The sequence below is a fragment of the Starkeya sp. ORNL1 genome (assembly GCF_012971745.1).
Classification (GTDB): Bacteria; Pseudomonadota; Alphaproteobacteria; order Rhizobiales; family Xanthobacteraceae; genus Ancylobacter.
The window spans coordinates 771,440-786,856 of the sequence record NZ_CP048834.1 but is presented as its reverse complement, the minus strand read 5'-3'; the positions used below and the strand labels follow the sequence as shown (position 1 = coordinate 786,856).

The 15,417-nt window shown below is 64.8% G+C and carries 13 protein-coding genes; 12 read left to right on the top strand and 1 reads right to left on the bottom strand.

The window, feature by feature from the left end:
* Positions 1-8 precede the first annotated feature (8 nt).
* Positions 9-1,280, bottom strand: coding sequence for a cytochrome c peroxidase (locus G3545_RS03795; RefSeq protein WP_170017888.1), 1,272 nt, complete (start codon positions 1,278-1,280; stop codon positions 9-11).
* A gap of 216 nt (positions 1,281-1,496) precedes the next feature.
* On the opposite strand from G3545_RS03795, the gene G3545_RS03790 reads away from it, so the two are divergent.
* The 12 genes from G3545_RS03790 to lpxA all read left to right on the top strand — a co-directional run bounded on the left by G3545_RS03790 (position 1,497) and on the right by lpxA (position 15,414).
* Entirely contained in the window at positions 1,497-3,035 is a 1,539-nt protein-coding gene (locus G3545_RS03790) for an acid phosphatase (protein WP_170009994.1), read from the top strand.
* 384 nt (positions 3,036-3,419) lie between these two features.
* A complete protein-coding gene (locus tag G3545_RS03785; protein ID WP_170009992.1) occupies positions 3,420-4,421 on the top strand; it encodes a 30S ribosomal protein S2 in 1,002 nt (333 codons plus the stop codon).
* A 169-nt stretch (positions 4,422-4,590) separates the two neighbouring features.
* Positions 4,591-5,514 carry a translation elongation factor Ts gene (gene tsf / locus G3545_RS03780; RefSeq protein WP_170009990.1) on the top strand — a complete coding sequence of 308 codons (924 nt, stop codon included), beginning with the start codon at positions 4,591-4,593 and terminating at the stop codon, positions 5,512-5,514.
* Positions 5,515-5,729: 215 nt separating this feature from the next.
* Positions 5,730-6,458: a UMP kinase gene (gene pyrH / locus G3545_RS03775; RefSeq protein ID WP_170009988.1), complete on the top strand. Its 729-nt coding sequence runs from the start codon at positions 5,730-5,732 to the stop codon at positions 6,456-6,458.
* Between the two features lie 120 nt (positions 6,459-6,578).
* Positions 6,579-7,142: a ribosome recycling factor gene (gene frr / locus G3545_RS03770; protein ID WP_170009986.1), complete on the top strand. Its 564-nt coding sequence runs from the start codon at positions 6,579-6,581 to the stop codon at positions 7,140-7,142.
* 305 nt (positions 7,143-7,447) lie between these two features.
* Entirely contained in the window at positions 7,448-8,194 is a 747-nt protein-coding gene (locus tag G3545_RS03765) for an isoprenyl transferase (protein WP_246702854.1), read from the top strand.
* Entirely contained in the window at positions 8,194-9,009 is an 816-nt protein-coding gene (locus G3545_RS03760; protein ID WP_170009984.1) for a phosphatidate cytidylyltransferase, read from the top strand. The genes G3545_RS03765 and G3545_RS03760 overlap by 1 nt, the downstream gene beginning before the upstream one ends.
* 145 nt (positions 9,010-9,154) lie before the next feature.
* Positions 9,155-10,306, top strand: coding sequence for an RIP metalloprotease RseP (gene rseP / locus G3545_RS03755; RefSeq protein WP_170009982.1), 1,152 nt, complete (start codon positions 9,155-9,157; stop codon positions 10,304-10,306).
* Between the two features lie 213 nt (positions 10,307-10,519).
* Positions 10,520-12,922, top strand: a complete 2,403-nt coding sequence (bamA, locus tag G3545_RS03750) for an outer membrane protein assembly factor BamA (protein ID WP_170009980.1) — start codon at positions 10,520-10,522, stop codon at positions 12,920-12,922.
* Between the two features lie 101 nt (positions 12,923-13,023).
* On the top strand, positions 13,024-14,100 hold the full coding sequence (gene lpxD / locus G3545_RS03745) for a UDP-3-O-(3-hydroxymyristoyl)glucosamine N-acyltransferase (RefSeq protein ID WP_170009978.1): 1,077 nt from the start codon (positions 13,024-13,026) through the stop codon (positions 14,098-14,100).
* Positions 14,097-14,591, top strand: a complete 495-nt coding sequence (gene fabZ / locus G3545_RS03740) for a 3-hydroxyacyl-ACP dehydratase FabZ (protein WP_170009976.1) — start codon at positions 14,097-14,099, stop codon at positions 14,589-14,591. Before lpxD ends, fabZ begins: the two co-directional genes overlap by 4 nt.
* 1 nt (position 14,592) lies before the next feature.
* Positions 14,593-15,414: an acyl-ACP--UDP-N-acetylglucosamine O-acyltransferase gene (gene lpxA / locus G3545_RS03735; protein ID WP_170009974.1), complete on the top strand. Its 822-nt coding sequence runs from the start codon at positions 14,593-14,595 to the stop codon at positions 15,412-15,414.
* The last annotated feature ends 3 nt before the right edge of the window (positions 15,415-15,417 follow it).

Genomic DNA, 15,417 nt, shown 5'->3' with positions numbered 1-15,417 from the left:
CGCCCGTTCTAACGTGCGGCCTTCTGTGCCATCGCGTTGTCAGCCGACGTCGAGTAGCCGTCGGTCAGCGTCTTCAGGAAGGCGACGACGTCGTCGATCTCGTCTTCCGTGAGTGCCGGGCGATCACCGGGCTTGCCGCCGAACGGCGGATCCTGGTTGAGATTGTCCCAGTAGCGCTCTGGCAGGTCGTTATAGATGGCGATCGTGCCATCCGGTCGACGCGGATAGAAGCGCTCCGGCTCTACGTCGCGATAGATATAGAAGGCGACGGCATCGCGCAGATCGTGAAAGATCCCGTTGTGGAAGAAACTCTTCCGTAGCGCGACGTTGCGCAGTGACGTGGTCTTGAACAGCCCGCAATAGTCCGGCCGATCGCGAAAATCGGTGCGGTAGGGACCACACAGGCCGAGATCGAAATAGGCGGGATCCTGATTGGCGGGGATCGCCATGTTCCGTGGCAGGCCGAGCGCGATCAGCCCGTAATCGGTGAATTGCGGCGGCGTGTCATTGCCATCCCGCTGGCTCAGGTGGCAACTGGCGCAGTTCCCCTTCTCGGGGGCCTCGAACAGCTTCAGCCCGAGCGTCTCCTGCTCGCTCAGCGACGCCTTCCCGGCAAGGTAGGCATCGTACTTGCTGGTATAGGGATAGAGGGTTGGCTGGTCCTGCTCGAAGGCTTCGAAGGCATCGAGCACGGTCCTGAATAGCGCCGCATCATCGTCTGCACCCGCCAGTGCCCTGGCCTCGGCGGCATAGGGCGCGGCGCGAACTGCAGCGACGACGTCGGCCGGGCGGGCATTGGCCATTTCATTGGCGGCGAACAGCGGGAGCATCGCCTGGTCGCGTCCGCGATCGGCCCGCCCGTCCCAGGTCAGCCCGCCGGTCGGGCCGTTGTCGACGCTCGCATCGCCTTCCTCTTCCGAATCGAATTCGTGCTCGTTGAATTGCGGCGTGGCCTGGAGATAGGTCAGCGACGGCACGGCCCGCGTGCCGGGCTGGTCCAGCCTGGCGCCACCAAATTGCACCGGCGCCGCGTTTGCTGGGGAGAATCCGTTCTGCGGAGCGTGGCACGAGGCGCAGGACAGCGATTTCGACGCCGAAAGGCCGGGATCGAAGAACAGCTTATGCCCGAGCGCATCAAGCGCCGCGGCACGATGGATGGCAGCGGCCCGGGATAGGCCAGGGCTTCCCGCGAGGTCGATGGCAGGCCCCTCGGTCGCGATCGACGCCGTCGCGATGCCGACCAGCAGGCCGGCCAACACCAGCCCCGCCCAATGACGCATCTCCGCCACCTTCAACTCCGTGATCAGGTCGGCGCCCGCTGCTGGCGCGCTCGTGCCGATCAGTGATTGGGGAAGATGACAGATCCGTGATGATGGCAAGCTTCAGCGATCACGAAACTGCAATGAGAAGCGCCTAGCTGAGAATAATTGTAAATCTCACCAGACGTATCCAGCGCTCGCGATCAGCGTAAAGCGTTGGTTGCACCACTCCGAGGGATGATTTCCATGAGGCTGCTTCATGCTTTGCTGCTCGCCGGCACCAGCATCGCTGCGATTACCGTAACGATACCTGCCGTTGCGGCATCAGCTGAGCTCGGTAAGATCGATACAGTGGTGGTGATCTATGCCGAGAACCGTAGCTTCGACAATATTTACGGCACATTCCCCGGCGCACGCGGCCTGCAGGGGCTGAAACCCGCGGACTACCAGCAGGTCGACCGCAATGGCGAGCCGTTCAAGGAACTGCCGCCGATCTGGACCGGTCTCACCGCCAAGGGTGTCACGCCTCCGGTGAGCCAGGCCCAGACCGAGCATCTCGCCAATGCGCCATTCGCCATCGACGATCCCGACGGCTTCAACATCTCCGACGCCGTGGTCACGCGCGATCTCTGGCACCGCTTCTATGAAGAGCAGATGCAGATCGATGGCGGCAAGAATGACCGCTTCGTCGCCTATGCGGACGCCGGCGCCCTGGTGATGGGCAACTACGCCCAGGCCAAGCAGCAGCTCTGGGATGTCGCGAAGACGTACACTCTGGCCGACAATTTCTTCCAGGGCGCCTTTGGCGGTTCCTTCCTGAACCATTTCGCGCTGGTCTGCGCCTGTATCCCGACCTATCCGAACGCCGACCAGAGCCCGGCCAAGGACTCGATCTCCAAGGTCGAGGCGGACGGCGTGACCCTGACGCCGGCGGTCAACGCGCCGGCATCGGCGATCGACGGCGTGCCGAAATTCGCCAACAGCAACAATCTGACGCCGGACTTCTATGCGGTGAACACCATGCAGCCGCCTTACCAGCCGAGCGCCAATCCGCCGGCGGAAGGGCAGGACAAGGCGCTCGCCGATCCCAGCAAGGCGACGACGCTTCCGCCGCAGCATGATGTCACCATCGGTGATCTCCTCACCGCAAAGGGGGTGGACTGGGCCTGGTATGCCGGAGCCTGGCAGGCCGCGCTCGACGGCAAGAACGCCCAGCCGACGCCCAACTTCCAGTACCACCACCAGCCGTTCAATTATTTCGTGCAGTTTGCGCCCGGCACCGCGGCGCGCGCCGAGCATCTGCGCGATGGCGGGCTGAACGGCACGGCTTTCATTGCCGACATCGACGCGGGCAAGCTGCCCGCGGTGACCTTCTACAAGCCGCAGGGCAACCTCAACCAACATGCCGGCTATGCCTCGGTCGGTGCCGGCGACGCGCACATCGCCGATCTCATCGCCCATCTGGAGAAGAGCCCGCAATGGGAGCACATGCTGGTGGTGGTGACCTATGATGAGAATGGCGGGTTCTGGGACCATGTCGCGCCGCCCAAGGCCGACCGCTGGGGTCCCGGCTCCCGCATTCCGGCGCTTATCGTCTCGCCTTTCGCCAGGAAGGGCTTCGTTGACCACACGCAGTACGACACGACATCGATCCTGCGCTTCATCACCACCCGCTGGCGCTTGCCGGTGCTGCCAGGCCTGATCGAGCGCGACAAGGCGCTCGCCGCGCACAGCGAACCCCCGATGGGCGACCTGACTGCGGCGCTCGATCTGTGAGCGGACAATCTCCAACAGTCCCTCATCCCCGGGCTTGACCCGGGGATCCAGCCGCGCCGCATGCACCCCATCGAAGTCTGGATCCGCGGGTCAAGCCCGGGAATGAGGCTGGAAAGGTGGTTCCTTCGAGCTCATCGAATTGCGAGCCGGTCGCCTCTGTCTTGCGCGCTGTCCACACCTTGCACCAAGGCGACTCCTCGCTTATAAGCCGCGCCATCCCGCACGCGGACTGCGGCCGGGTGTCCCTGACCTATGGCTGGACCAAGCCCTTCGGGCTGAAGCAGCGTCTTAAATCAGGTGCACCATACGGCCGTTCCGGTGCCGCGACCGAAATTCCTCGGTCCGGCGTTCGTCCGCGGAGGCTCAACCGGAAGAGAGACGACAATGGCACTCCCTGATTACAGCATGCGTCAGCTTTTGGAAGCTGGCGTGCACTTCGGCCATCAGGCCCACCGCTGGAACCCGAAGATGGCTCCCTTCATCTTCGGCACCCGCAACAACATCCACATCATCGACCTCGCCCAGACGGTGCCCTCGCTGCACCGTGCGCTGCAGGCGGTGTCCGACACCGTGGCCCGCGGCGGCCGCGTGCTGTTCGTCGGCACCAAGCGCCAGGCGGCCGATGCGGTCGCCGACGCGGCCAAGCGCTCGGCGCAGTATTATGTGAATTCCCGTTGGCTCGGCGGCATGCTGACCAACTGGAAGACCATTTCGCACTCCATCGCCCGGCTGAAGAAGCTCGAGGAAGTGCTCGCGGCCGGTGAAGGCGTCGGCTACACCAAGAAGGAGCGCCTGACGCTCCAGCGCGAGCGCGAGAAGCTCGACCGCGCGCTTGGCGGCATTCGCGACATGGGCGGCCTGCCGGACCTGTTGTTCGTGATCGACACCAATAAGGAAGACCTCGCCGTCGCCGAGGCCCGCCGCCTCGGCATCCCGGTCGCGGCCATCCTCGACACCAATTGCGATCCGGACGGCATCGCCTTCCCGGTTCCCGGCAATGACGACGCCGGCCGCGCGATCAACCTCTATTGCGACCTCGTCGCCCGTGCCGCCATTGACGGTATCGGCCGCGCCCAGGGCGACATCGGCGTCGACCTCGGCGCCGCGGAAGCCCCGCTGATGGAGGATCTTCCTTCCGGCGAGCCGCAGTGGCACGGCTTCGAGCCGCTCTCCGGCCCGCGCGGCATTGCCGACGACCTGAAGAAGCTCACCGGCGTGTCGCCGGCGATCGAGAAGAAGCTGACCGATCTCGGCATCTTCCACTTCTCGCAGATCGCCTCGCTCGATCCGCAGGATGCGCACCGCATCGGCGAAGAAGTGGGCTTGCCCGGCCGCGTCGATGGCTGGATCGCCCAGGCGAAGGAACTCACCGCCGAAGTCGAGTGACCGGCTCGGACTTCAGGCGGCAGGGGGCTTGGAGCGCGTTACTTGAAATTGGATCGACCAGATCCAATTTAGCGTGATCTAGCCCTACGTAACACTAGGCACGGCCGGCCCGGAACCCTCCGGCCGGCCGTGCTTTCGAATGACACATTAATTCGTGCGAGGAAGTGACATGGCCAACATCACCGCGGGCATGGTGAAGGAGCTGCGCGAGAAGACCGGCGCGGGCATGATGGACTGCAAGAACGCGCTGAACGAGGTCGAGGGCGACATCGAGGCCGCCATCGACTGGCTGCGCAAGAAGGGCCTCGCCAAGGCCGCCAAGAAGGCCGGCCGCGTCGCTGCCGAGGGCCTGATCGGCCTTGCCGTCTCCGGCACCTCCGGCGTCGTCGTCGAGGTGAATTCCGAGACCGACTTCGTTGCCCGCAACGACCAGTTCCAGGCGCTGGTGCGCGACATCGCCAAGGTCGCTCTCGGTGCGGCCGATGACGTCGAGGCGGTGAAGGCCGCTTCCTATCCGGCTGGCGGCACGGTCGCTGAGGCGGTCAACAACGCTGTCGCCACCATTGGCGAGCACATGAATCTGCGCCGCTCGAAGAGGCTCGAAGTCTCGGCCGGCGTCATCGGCACCTATGTGCACGGCTCGGTGGGCGAGGGGCTCGGCAAGATCGGCGTGCTGGTCGCGCTTGAATCGACCGGCAAGACGGATGAACTCGCCGCACTCGGTCGCCAGATCGCCATGCACGTCGCCGCCGCCAGCCCGCAGGCGCTTGACGCTGCCGGCATCGACGCGGACGTGATCGCGCGTGAGCGCGCCGTCCTCGCCGACAAGGCCAAGGCCTCCGGCAAGCCGGACAATGTGGTCGAGAAGATCGTCGAGAGCGGCCTGAAGACCTACTTCAAGGAAGTCACGCTGCTCGAGCAGCCCTTCGTCCACGATGCCTCCAAGACCGTCGCCCAGGCGGTGAAGGAGAGCGAGGGCAAGGTCGGCGCGCCGATCAAGCTCGTCGCCTTTGCGCGCTTCGCGCTCGGCGAAGGCGTGGAGAAGGCCGAGAGCGACTTCGCCGCCGAAGTCGCGGCTGCTGCTGGCGTCTGATTCGGATCTGACACGTGGATAAGCACGCCGTGCCCCCTCGCGGGTGGTGCGGCGTGCTTTATTGTGCCTGCGAATATGGATCGGACCTGGATCAAGCCGCATTCAGTCCGGTCATTCAAACGCAGAAAACGTGCTTGATTTCAAAGTATTAGAGCATCTTGTCAGCATCCGTCCGATGCTCTAGTCCCGGCGCAACAAAGCGAGAGGCCAGCGTGATGTCAGCGGAAGCGGGCAGACCCCTCTATAAGCGCGTGCTCGTGAAGGTATCGGGCGAAGCGCTGATGGGTACCGAGGCATTCGGCCTGCATTGGCCGACCATCGAGCACATTGCCCGTGACCTCGTCGAGGCCCGCCGCACCGGGGCGGAGATCGCCGTGGTGGTCGGCGGCGGCAACATTTTGCGCGGCGCCAGCGTCGCCGGCGAGGGGCTCGACCGCGCCACTGCCGACCATATGGGCATGTTGGCGACCGTGATGAACGCGTTGGCACTGGAGAAGGCGGTCGAGGCGGCGGGTTCGCCGGCGCGCACGCTCTCCGCCATTCCCATGCCGACCATTTGCGAGCCCTATGCGCGCCAGCCGGCGGCGCGGCATCTCGCGCGCGGGCGCGTCGTGCTGCTGGCCGGCGGTACCGGCAACCCGTATTTCACCACCGATACCGGCGCCGTGCTGCGCGCAGCGGAACTGAGCTGCAATGCGGTGATGAAGGCGACCAATGTCGACGGCGTTTATACCGCCGATCCCAAGCGCGATCCCACTGCCACGCGCTATGAGCGGCTGACCCATGACGAGGCCCTCGCCAAGGACCTGAAAGTTATGGATGCCGCTGCCTTTGCCCTCGCGCGCGAAGCCAAGCTCCCCATCATCGTGTTCTCGATCCGCGAGCCCGGCGCCATTGCCGCCGCCATTCGCGGGGAGGGCAGGGCCACCACGGTCGCTCCCTGAACACCGTCATGCACCCTTGCATAGCGGGCCTAAACCATCGGATATAGCGCGGTTCCCGGCAGCCATGCTGCGCTTCCGGATTCCGGCTATGGCCGGGTAATGCACGATAAGAGGTCCAGAATGGCCAATGAACCGATCGACGTAAGCGACCTCAAGCGCCGCATGCAGGGCGCGATCGGCGTCCTCAAGCACGAACTCGGCGGGCTGCGCACCGGGCGCGCTTCGGCGAGCCTGCTGGAGCCGATCCAGGTGGATGCCTACGGCTCGCACATGCCGCTGAACCAGGTCGCTTCGGTGAACGTCCCGGAGCCGCGCATGCTCTCGGTGCAGGTATGGGACCGCGGCATGGTCTCGGCTGTCGAGAAGGCAATCCGCGATTCCAACCTCGGCCTCAATCCGCAGACGGAAGGCCAGGTACTGCGCGTACGAATTCCTGAACTGACGCAGGAGCGCCGTCAGGAACTGGTCAAGGTCGCGCACAAATATGCCGAGGCTGCGCGCGTCGCGGTGCGCCATGTGCGTCGCGACGGGCTCGACCTCATCAAGAAGGCCGAGAAGGACGGCGCGGTCAGCTCGGACGAACTCGATCGCCTGGCCGATCAGGTGCAGAAGACCACCGATCAGTCGATCAGCGAGATCGACCAGGTGCTGAGCGGCAAGGAAAAGGAAATCCTCGCCGTTTAGAGCGCTATCCGCTCGGATGGAATCATCCGAGCGACAAGATAGCGCTCTAGATTCAATACGCTGGAGCATGTTCTCATCGCAAAGGTCGTCCAACTTTTGCGGAACATGCTCTGGCGCATGCTTCGCGGAAGTTGCATGACTTTTGCGAGCAGAGCAGCGCCAGCATTTCGAGATCGGGAGCGCCTGATCGTTTGGATGCCTTCATCCGAACGGAATGCGCTCCGAAGATGGCGGGCGGCCGGCCTTGCGTCGGCCGGGTGCGGGGACCGGCGATGAACGTGCCGAATCGCGAGATGCCGAAGGGCATGGAGAACGGGGCCGCCGCGGACGTGGCTGCCGCCGCCGTGCCGCGCCACGTCGCCATCATCATGGATGGCAATGGCCGCTGGGCTAAGTCGCGCGGCCTGCCGCGCTTCGAAGGGCATCGTCGCGGCGTCGAGGCGGTGCGGCGCACCGTCGAGGCGGCGGGCGAGCTCGGCATCGAGGCGCTGACCATCTACAGCTTCTCGAGCGAGAACTGGTCGCGTCCGGCCGCCGAGATCGCGGATCTGATGGGGCTGATGAAGCGCTTCATCCGCAACGACCTCGCCACCCTCCATGCCAAGAATGTGCGCATCCGCATCATCGGCGAGCGCCATCCCCACGACGGCGAAGTCTCCGCCTTGCTCGACGAGGCGGAACAGGTGACGCAGGCCAATACCGGGCTGACGCTCGCGGTCGCCTTCAATTATGGCAGCCGCAGCGAGATCACCCGCGCCGCGCAGCGCCTTGCCGCCGAGGTCGAGGCAGGCCGGCTGAGCGCCGCCGACATCACGACGGATCGGCTCGCCCAGGAACTCGATACCGTCGGCCTGCCGCCGCTCGATCTCGTGATCCGCACCAGCGGCGAGCAGCGCCTGTCGAATTTCCTGCTCTGGCAGGCGGCCTATGCCGAGCTGGTGTTCACACCGGTGCTCTGGCCGGACTTCGACCGCGGTGTGCTGGAACAGGCGCTCGCGGAATATCGGCGCCGTGATCGGCGCTTTGGCGGGATCGGGGCGGCGACGCCCTGATGGGAACATCCCTCGGCGCCGATTTCCTGCCGCGCCTCGCTTCCGCACTGCTGCTCGGCCCGCTGATGCTGCTGGCGGCCTGGTGGGGCGGCTGGCCCTTCGCTGCAGTGCTGCTGCTGGCATCCGTGCTGGTGCTGTGGGAATGGGGGATGATGACCGCCCTGCAACCCAAGGCGATCGTGCTCGGGCTCGGTGCCATCTCGCTCGCGACCGCCGCAGTCGCGGTGATGCTGGCCCCGGCCCTGAGCGTCTTCATCGTTGTCGCGCTCGGCATTGTGGCGCTCGCTCTTGCCGGCGAGCCGCGCGGCTGGGCGGCCGCCGGCCTCGCCTATGCCGGCGCCGTGCTGGTGCCGACGCTGCTGCTGCGCATCGATCCCATGGTCGGTGCGGCGAGCATCCTCTGGCTGTTCGCCGTGGTCTGGACCACCGACATCGCTGCCTATTTTTGCGGGCGGCTGCTCGGTGGACCGAAGCTCTGGCCGCGGGTCAGCCCGAAGAAGACCTGGTCCGGAGCCATTGGCGGAGCATTGCTCGGCACGCTCGCGGGCATTGCCGCAGCCCGGCTGTTCGACATTCCGGCGGCGCCCGGCCTGATCTGTGCAAGCCTCGCCGCCAGCATCGCGAGCCAAGGCGGGGATCTCTATGAATCGGCGATGAAGCGCCGCTTCGGGGTCAAGGATTCAAGCGCTCTGATTCCCGGCCATGGCGGGCTGATGGACCGGCTGGACGGTTTCGTCGCCGCCGCGGTGCTCGCGCTTCTTGTCGGCCTGCTGCGCAATCCGGCGGCGCCGGCCGTCGGGCTCATGCTGTGGTGAGGCGAGGGACGGCAAGCGGTTGATGCGAAAACATTAACTCGGATATTAGGCAAATTGTCCCGTTTCCCTTGCTCAAGATCGCCGCAAAGGCATCCTATGTGCAAGCTGCTACGGAATCTGCCGGACGCTTTGATAGGTGGAGCTCATGGAAATTCTTACCTCGCTGGGTGGCGGGGCCGGTTGGCTCCTCGGATACCTCATCCCGTTCCTGTTCGTGCTGACGATCGTCGTGTTCTTCCATGAACTCGGCCATTTCTGGGTCGCCCGTCGCGCCGGCGTGAAGGTCGTCGCCTTCTCGCTCGGCTTCGGGCCGGAGATCGCCGGCTTCAACGATCGCCACGGCACGCGCTGGCGGCTCGCGGCTATCCCGTTGGGCGGCTATGTGAAATTCCTCGGCGACGAGAACGCCGCGAGCGCGCCCGACCTCGTCGCGATCAATCGCATGAGCGCTACGGAGCGCGAGGGGAGCTTCTTCCACAAGTCGGTCGGCGCCCGCGCCGCCATCGTCGCCGCCGGGCCGATCGCCAATTTCATCCTGGCGATCGCTATTTTTGCCGGCCTGTTCATGACGACCGGCAAGCAGATCGCCACGCCGCGGGTCGATTCGGTGCAGGCGGCAAGCGCCGCCGAGCGCGCCGGATTCAAGGCCGGCGACCTGATTCTGTCGATCGACGGCAGCCCCATCGAATCCTTCGGCGACATGCAGCGGATCGTCAGCACCGCGGCTGGGCAGGCTTTGGCCTTCGTGGTCGAGCGTGACGGCCATGAGGTGACGCTGCAGGCGACGCCGGACCTCAAGGAGATCACCGATTCCTTCGGCAACGTGCACCGCATCGGCCAACTCGGCGTCGCGCGTTCGGCCGAAGGCGGCATCACGACGCAGCGCTACGGGCCGATCGAGGCGGTCGGCGCCGCGACCAAGGAGGTGTGGTTCGTGATCGATCGCACCTTCAGCTACATCGGCGGCGTGGTGACCGGGCGGGAATCGGCGGATCAGCTCGGCGGGCCGATCCGCATCGCGCAGGTATCGGGGCAGGTGGCCAGCTTCGGCTTCGCACCGCTGATGCAGCTCGCGGCAGTGCTCTCGGTGTCGATCGGGCTTCTGAACCTGTTTCCGGTTCCGCTGCTTGATGGTGGACATCTGATGTTTTACGCCATCGAGGCGCTGCGCGGCCGCCCTTTGAGCGAGCGCGCCCAGGAGCTCGGCTTCCGTATCGGCCTTGCTCTGGTGCTGATGCTGATGCTGTTCGCGACGTGGAACGACATCCTCAATATTGTCAATATATCAAAATCTTGACCCTCGTCCGGGCAGGCGTTGCCGCGGTGCCACGCCTGCCTGGAAAAGGGTATTTCGGGGGTGCGGGTTCATTTGCAGGTGGGGGAAAAGCCTGTACAAGCGAATCCGCAGGGTGAGAGTCTGTCTCCGACCGGGTCAGCGGGCGGCGGCGGTCATCAGAACAACGGTAAGGTTGCGCACCACATGGCTGCTCGTGTCGGGTTCGTGAGTAAAATGGCGTCGGTCGTTGGCATTTGTTTGCTGACGGCCGTTGCGGGGGTCGCCGGCACCGTTGCGTTGCCCGTCGCTGCGCAGGCACAGACTGCCAGTTCCATCATCGTCGAGGGCAATCGCCGCGTCGATGCTGAGACCATTCGGTCCTATTTCAATACCCAGCCGGGCCAGAAGCTCGATGCGGCCAAGATCGACGAGGCGCTGAAGGGGCTCTATGCCACCGGGCTGTTCTCGGACGTGCGCATCAGCAATCGTGGCGGCCGCCTCGTCGTCTCGGTCTCCGAGAACGAGGTGATCAACCGCGTTGCCTTCGAAGGCAACAAGAAGATCAAGGACGACCAGCTCTCGGCCGAGGTGCAGTCCAAGGCGCGCGAGGCGTTCAACCGCTCCACCGTGCAGGCCGATACCCAGCGCATCATCGACCTCTACCGTCGCGCCGGCAAATACGATGTGCGCGTCGATCCGAAGACCATCGATCGCGGCCAGGGCCGCGTCGACCTCGTCTTCGAGATCACCGAAGGCGAAAAGGTCGGCATCTCCAAGATCGTGTTCGTCGGCAACAAGGCTTTCTCCGAGTGGAAGCTGAAGGACGAGATCACCACCACCGAGACCAACTGGCTCTCCTTCCTCAAGAGCACCGACGTCTATGACGTCGACCGCATCAATGCCGACCAGGAATTGCTGCGCCGCTTCTATCTGAAGAACGGCTACGCCGATTTCCGCATCGTCTCGGTGAGCGCCGATCTCGAGCGCACCAATGGCGGCTTCGTGCTCACCTTCGTCGTGGAGGAGGGCCAGCAGTACCGCTTCGGCAAGATCGACGTGCTTTCCAATATTCGTGACGTCGATGCCGCCCGCATCCGCGGCGCGCTGCGCACGCAGGAAGGCCAGATCTACAATGCGGATCTGGTGGAGCGCTCGGTCGAGAACGCCACCGTCGAGGTGTCGAAGAGCGGCTACGCCTTCGCCCAGGTGCGCCCCCGCGGCGACCGTAATTTCGAGACCCGCACCATCTCCATCACTTTCACGGTGGAAGAAGGTCCGCGTGTCTATATCGAGCGCATCGAGATCAGCGGTAACACCCGCACCCGCGATTGGGTCATCCGCCGCGAGTTCGATCTTGGCGAAGGCGATGCCTATAATCGCGTGCTGGTCGACCGCGCCGAGCGTCGCCTGCGCAACCTCGGCTACTTCAAGACCGTGAAGATCAACAACGAGCCCGGCTCGGCGCCCGATCGCGTCATCCTGCAGGTGATCGTTGAAGATCAGCCGACCGGCGAGTTCTCGGTCTCAGGCGGCTACTCCACGACCGACGGCTTCATCGGCGAGGTCAATATCTCGGAGAAGAACTTCCTCGGTCGCGGCCAGTACGTCTCTCTCGGCGGTCAGCTGGGTGAGAACGTCCAGGGTGCGAACTTCAGCTTCACCGAGCCCTATTTCCTCGATTACCGCATCTCGGCCGGTACCGACCTGTTCTGGAAAGAGACCACCGCGACCACCTACAGCCCGTACGACACCTCGACCATCGGTGGCACGCTGCGCCTCGGCCTGCCGCTCACCGACGAGCTGACGCTGGGCCTGCGCTACAGCATTTACCAGAAGGAGATCACGCTCTCCGACGAGGTGAGCGAGCAGGATCTATCCTGGGCAATCCGTCAGGTCATCGATGACCCCACGATCACCTCGCTGGTTGGCTATACGCTGTCGTACAACATGCTGGACAACAATCAGGATCCCAGCATGGGCTACCTGCTCGAATTGAAGCAGGACTTCGCCGGCGTCGGCGGCGACGTGAACTTCATCCGCACCACGTTCGACTCCCGCTACTACTACCCGCTGTTCGGCGACTTCGTGCTCATGCTGCGCGGCCAGGCCGGCAACATCGCCTCCTGGGGCGGCGAGGATCTGCGCATCCTGGACAACTTCTTCAAGGGTCCGGATCTGGTGCGCGGCTTTGAGCCCAACGGTATTGGTCCACGCGACCTTGCCTCTGGCGGTGGAGATCTGAACGAAACAGATGCACTGGGCGGTACGCTCTACTGGGGCACGACGGCGGAAATCCAGTTCCCGCTTTCCTTCCTGCCCAAGGAAGTCGGTCTGAAAGCGGCAGTGTTCGCCGATGCTGGTTCGCTGTGGGACTATCAGGGGCCGACGACTTTTGATGTTGTCGGTGCTCCCAACGATCAGGATTGCGCACAGTTCGAGACAGACGGTGCCAAGTCCAAGAATGCAAAGGGTGCCGTCTGCGTCGCCGACAGCGACCTGATCCGCTCCTCGGTCGGCGTCAGTCTGATCTGGAAGTCGCCCTTCGGTCCGCTGCGCTTTGACTATGCGTGGGCGCTGTCCAAGGAAGACTACGACCAGACCCAGGCGTTCCGCTTCAGCGGCGGCACCAAGTTCTGATCCAACTGATCTTTGCGATTTCGTTGCGACGGCCCGGTTCACCGGGCCGTCGGTTCGTTTAAGGTGACCGCCCGTGTCCTGAGGTCGGTCTGGCATTTCGGATGAGCGATCCCGTCTTCATATCGGCGCGTGCGCCGCTGAGCGTTGCCGACATCTGTGCGCTTGCCGGCATCGCCGCGCCCGCCGATCCGGCCGTGCAATCGCGTACGATCCATGCCGTGGCGCCGCTTGACCGCGCCGGGCCTGAAGAACTCAGCTTCCTCGATGCCATGCGCTACGTGCCGCAGTTCCAGGCTACGCGCGCGGGCGTATGCCTCACCAGCGAGCGTTTCGCGGGTTATGCGCCGGCAGGCACGGTGGTGCTGGCGGTGCCGAAGCCCTATGCCGCCTTCGTCACCGTCACCCGTCATTTCTACCGCGATACGCTGCGGCCCGGCTCCGTGTTCGGCCACAAGGGAGTCGCCGCGGGGGCTTTCGTGCATCCGCAGGCCCGTCTCGAGGATGATGTCACCCTCGATCCCGGCGCGGTGGTCGGGCCGGGTGCGGAGATTGGCGCCGGCACCGTCATTGCCGCCGGCGCGATCATCGGTCCCGGCGTGCGCATAGGGCGCGACTGCGCCATCGGCGCCGGCGCGACACTCCTGCACGCGCTGCTCGGCAATGGCGTCATTATTCATCCCGGCGCTCGAATCGGCCAGGACGGCTTCGGCTATCTGAGCAGCGCCGGAGGCCACATGAAGGTCCCGCAAGTCGGTCGCGTCGTGCTTCAGGATGATGTCGAGATCGGCGCCAGCACCACGATCGACCGCGGCGGCATCCGCGATACCGTGATCGGCGAGGGCACCAAGATCGACAATCTGGTGCAAATCGCGCACAACGTCGTCATTGGCCGGCACTGCATCGTCGTCTCCCAGACCGGCATCGCCGGCAGCGCGACGCTGGGTGATTATGTGGTGCTGGGCGGTCAGGTCGGCGTCATCGGCCATGTCACTATTGGCACTGGTTCGCAGATCGCCGCCACGAGCAACGTCAAGCACGACGTGCCGCCCGGCGTGCAATGGGGCGGCTCGCCGGCCAAGCCGATGCGCGAATGGTTCCGTGAGGTTATGGCAGTACAGCGCCTCGGCCGCGCGGGACGCGAGGCTGGGCCCGGTCAGGAAGGACGTGAGACCGAATGAACGAGACTGCGACGACCACCGATGCCGCGGCCAAGGTTGATGCCGGCACTCTGGGTTCGGCCGACATCCAGCGCATATTGGCCGCGCTGCCTCATCGCTATCCGTTCCTGATGATCGACCGCATCATCGGTATCGACGGTGACAAGCGGGCGATCGGCATCAAGAACGTCACCGCCAATGAGCCGCATTTCCAGGGCCATTTCCCGGACCAGCCGGTGATGCCGGGCGTGCTGATCCTGGAAGGCATGGCACAGACCGCCGGCACCATCTGCATCCTCGGCCGGCCCGGCGATGCCAGCCCGAAGCGGGTCTATTTCATGACCATCGACAAGGCGAAGTTCCGCAGGCCGGTGGTGCCGGGTGACGTGCTCGAGTACCACATGACGCAGATCACCAAGCGCCGGAACATGTGGTGGTTCCGCGGCGAAGCCAAGGTCGACGGCCAACTCGTCGCCGAGGCTGAGGTCGGCGCCATGATTGCACAGGATTGAGATGCCACGCATAGATCCGACCGCCCGCGTCGAGAGCGGCGCCAACCTTGCTGATGATGTCGAGATCGGGCCGTTCTGCACGGTCGGTCCCGATGCGACGCTGCATGCCGGCGTCCGGCTGATCTCCCATGTCGTGGTCGCCGGCCATACCGAGATCGGGGAGGGGACGGTGGTCTATCCGTTCGCCGCGCTCGGCACCCCGCCGCAATCGGTGCATTACAAGGGCGAGCCGAGCCGGCTCGTCATTGGCGATAAATGCATCATTCGCGAGCATGTGACGATGAATATCGGCACTGCCGGTGGCCATATGGAGACCCGCGTCGGCAGCGGCGGCTTCTTCATGGTCGGCACGCATATCGCGCATGATTGCTCGGTCGGCGACAATGCGGTGTTCGCCAATAACGCGACGCTCGCCGGCCATGTCACCGTCGGCGACAACGTCTTCATCGGCGGGCTCTCGGCCGTGCACCAGTTCGTGCGCATCGGCGAGCAGTGCATCGTCGGCGGCATGTGCGGCCTGCGCCATGACCTCATCCCGTTTGGCGCCGTGGTGGAGGGACGCCCGGGCCTCGGCGGGCTGAACATCATCGGTCTCAAGCGCCGCGGCTTCACCCGTCCGCAGATCCACGCGCTGCGCGCCGCCTATCGCGAGATCTTCTATGGCGGCAGCACGCTCGGTGAGCGGGTCGATCGGGTGGCGCAGCGCTACGTCGACGACGCCAATGTGCTGCGCATCGTTGAGTTCGTGCGCAGCGCCGGCAAGCGTCGGATCACGGTGCCGCATGATGCAGATAATGGCAGCGCCGTCGACGAAGCCGCCTGAGGC

What these genes read in the sequence shown, in the direction of transcription:
- tsf (WP_170009990.1), top strand. Translation starts at nt 4,591, where the DNA reads ATGGCCAACATCACCGCGGGCATGGTGAAGGAGCTGCGCGAGAAGACC.
- rseP (WP_170009982.1), top strand. Translation starts at nt 9,155, where the DNA reads ATGGAAATTCTTACCTCGCTGGGTGGCGGGGCCGGTTGGCTCCTCGGA.
- pyrH (WP_170009988.1), top strand. Translation starts at nt 5,730, where the DNA reads ATGTCAGCGGAAGCGGGCAGACCCCTCTATAAGCGCGTGCTCGTGAAG.
- G3545_RS03760 (WP_170009984.1), top strand. Translation starts at nt 8,194, where the DNA reads ATGGGAACATCCCTCGGCGCCGATTTCCTGCCGCGCCTCGCTTCCGCA.
- bamA (WP_170009980.1), top strand. Translation starts at nt 10,520, where the DNA reads ATGGCGTCGGTCGTTGGCATTTGTTTGCTGACGGCCGTTGCGGGGGTC.
- G3545_RS03790 (WP_170009994.1), top strand. Translation starts at nt 1,497, where the DNA reads ATGATTTCCATGAGGCTGCTTCATGCTTTGCTGCTCGCCGGCACCAGC.
- fabZ (WP_170009976.1), top strand. Translation starts at nt 14,097, where the DNA reads ATGAACGAGACTGCGACGACCACCGATGCCGCGGCCAAGGTTGATGCC.
- G3545_RS03765 (WP_246702854.1), top strand. Translation starts at nt 7,448, where the DNA reads ATGGAGAACGGGGCCGCCGCGGACGTGGCTGCCGCCGCCGTGCCGCGC.
- lpxD (WP_170009978.1), top strand. Translation starts at nt 13,024, where the DNA reads ATGAGCGATCCCGTCTTCATATCGGCGCGTGCGCCGCTGAGCGTTGCC.
- lpxA (WP_170009974.1), top strand. Translation starts at nt 14,593, where the DNA reads ATGCCACGCATAGATCCGACCGCCCGCGTCGAGAGCGGCGCCAACCTT.
- G3545_RS03795 (WP_170017888.1), bottom strand. Translation starts at nt 1,280, where the DNA reads ATGCGTCATTGGGCGGGGCTGGTGTTGGCCGGCCTGCTGGTCGGCATC.
- G3545_RS03785 (WP_170009992.1), top strand. Translation starts at nt 3,420, where the DNA reads ATGGCACTCCCTGATTACAGCATGCGTCAGCTTTTGGAAGCTGGCGTG.
- frr (WP_170009986.1), top strand. Translation starts at nt 6,579, where the DNA reads ATGGCCAATGAACCGATCGACGTAAGCGACCTCAAGCGCCGCATGCAG.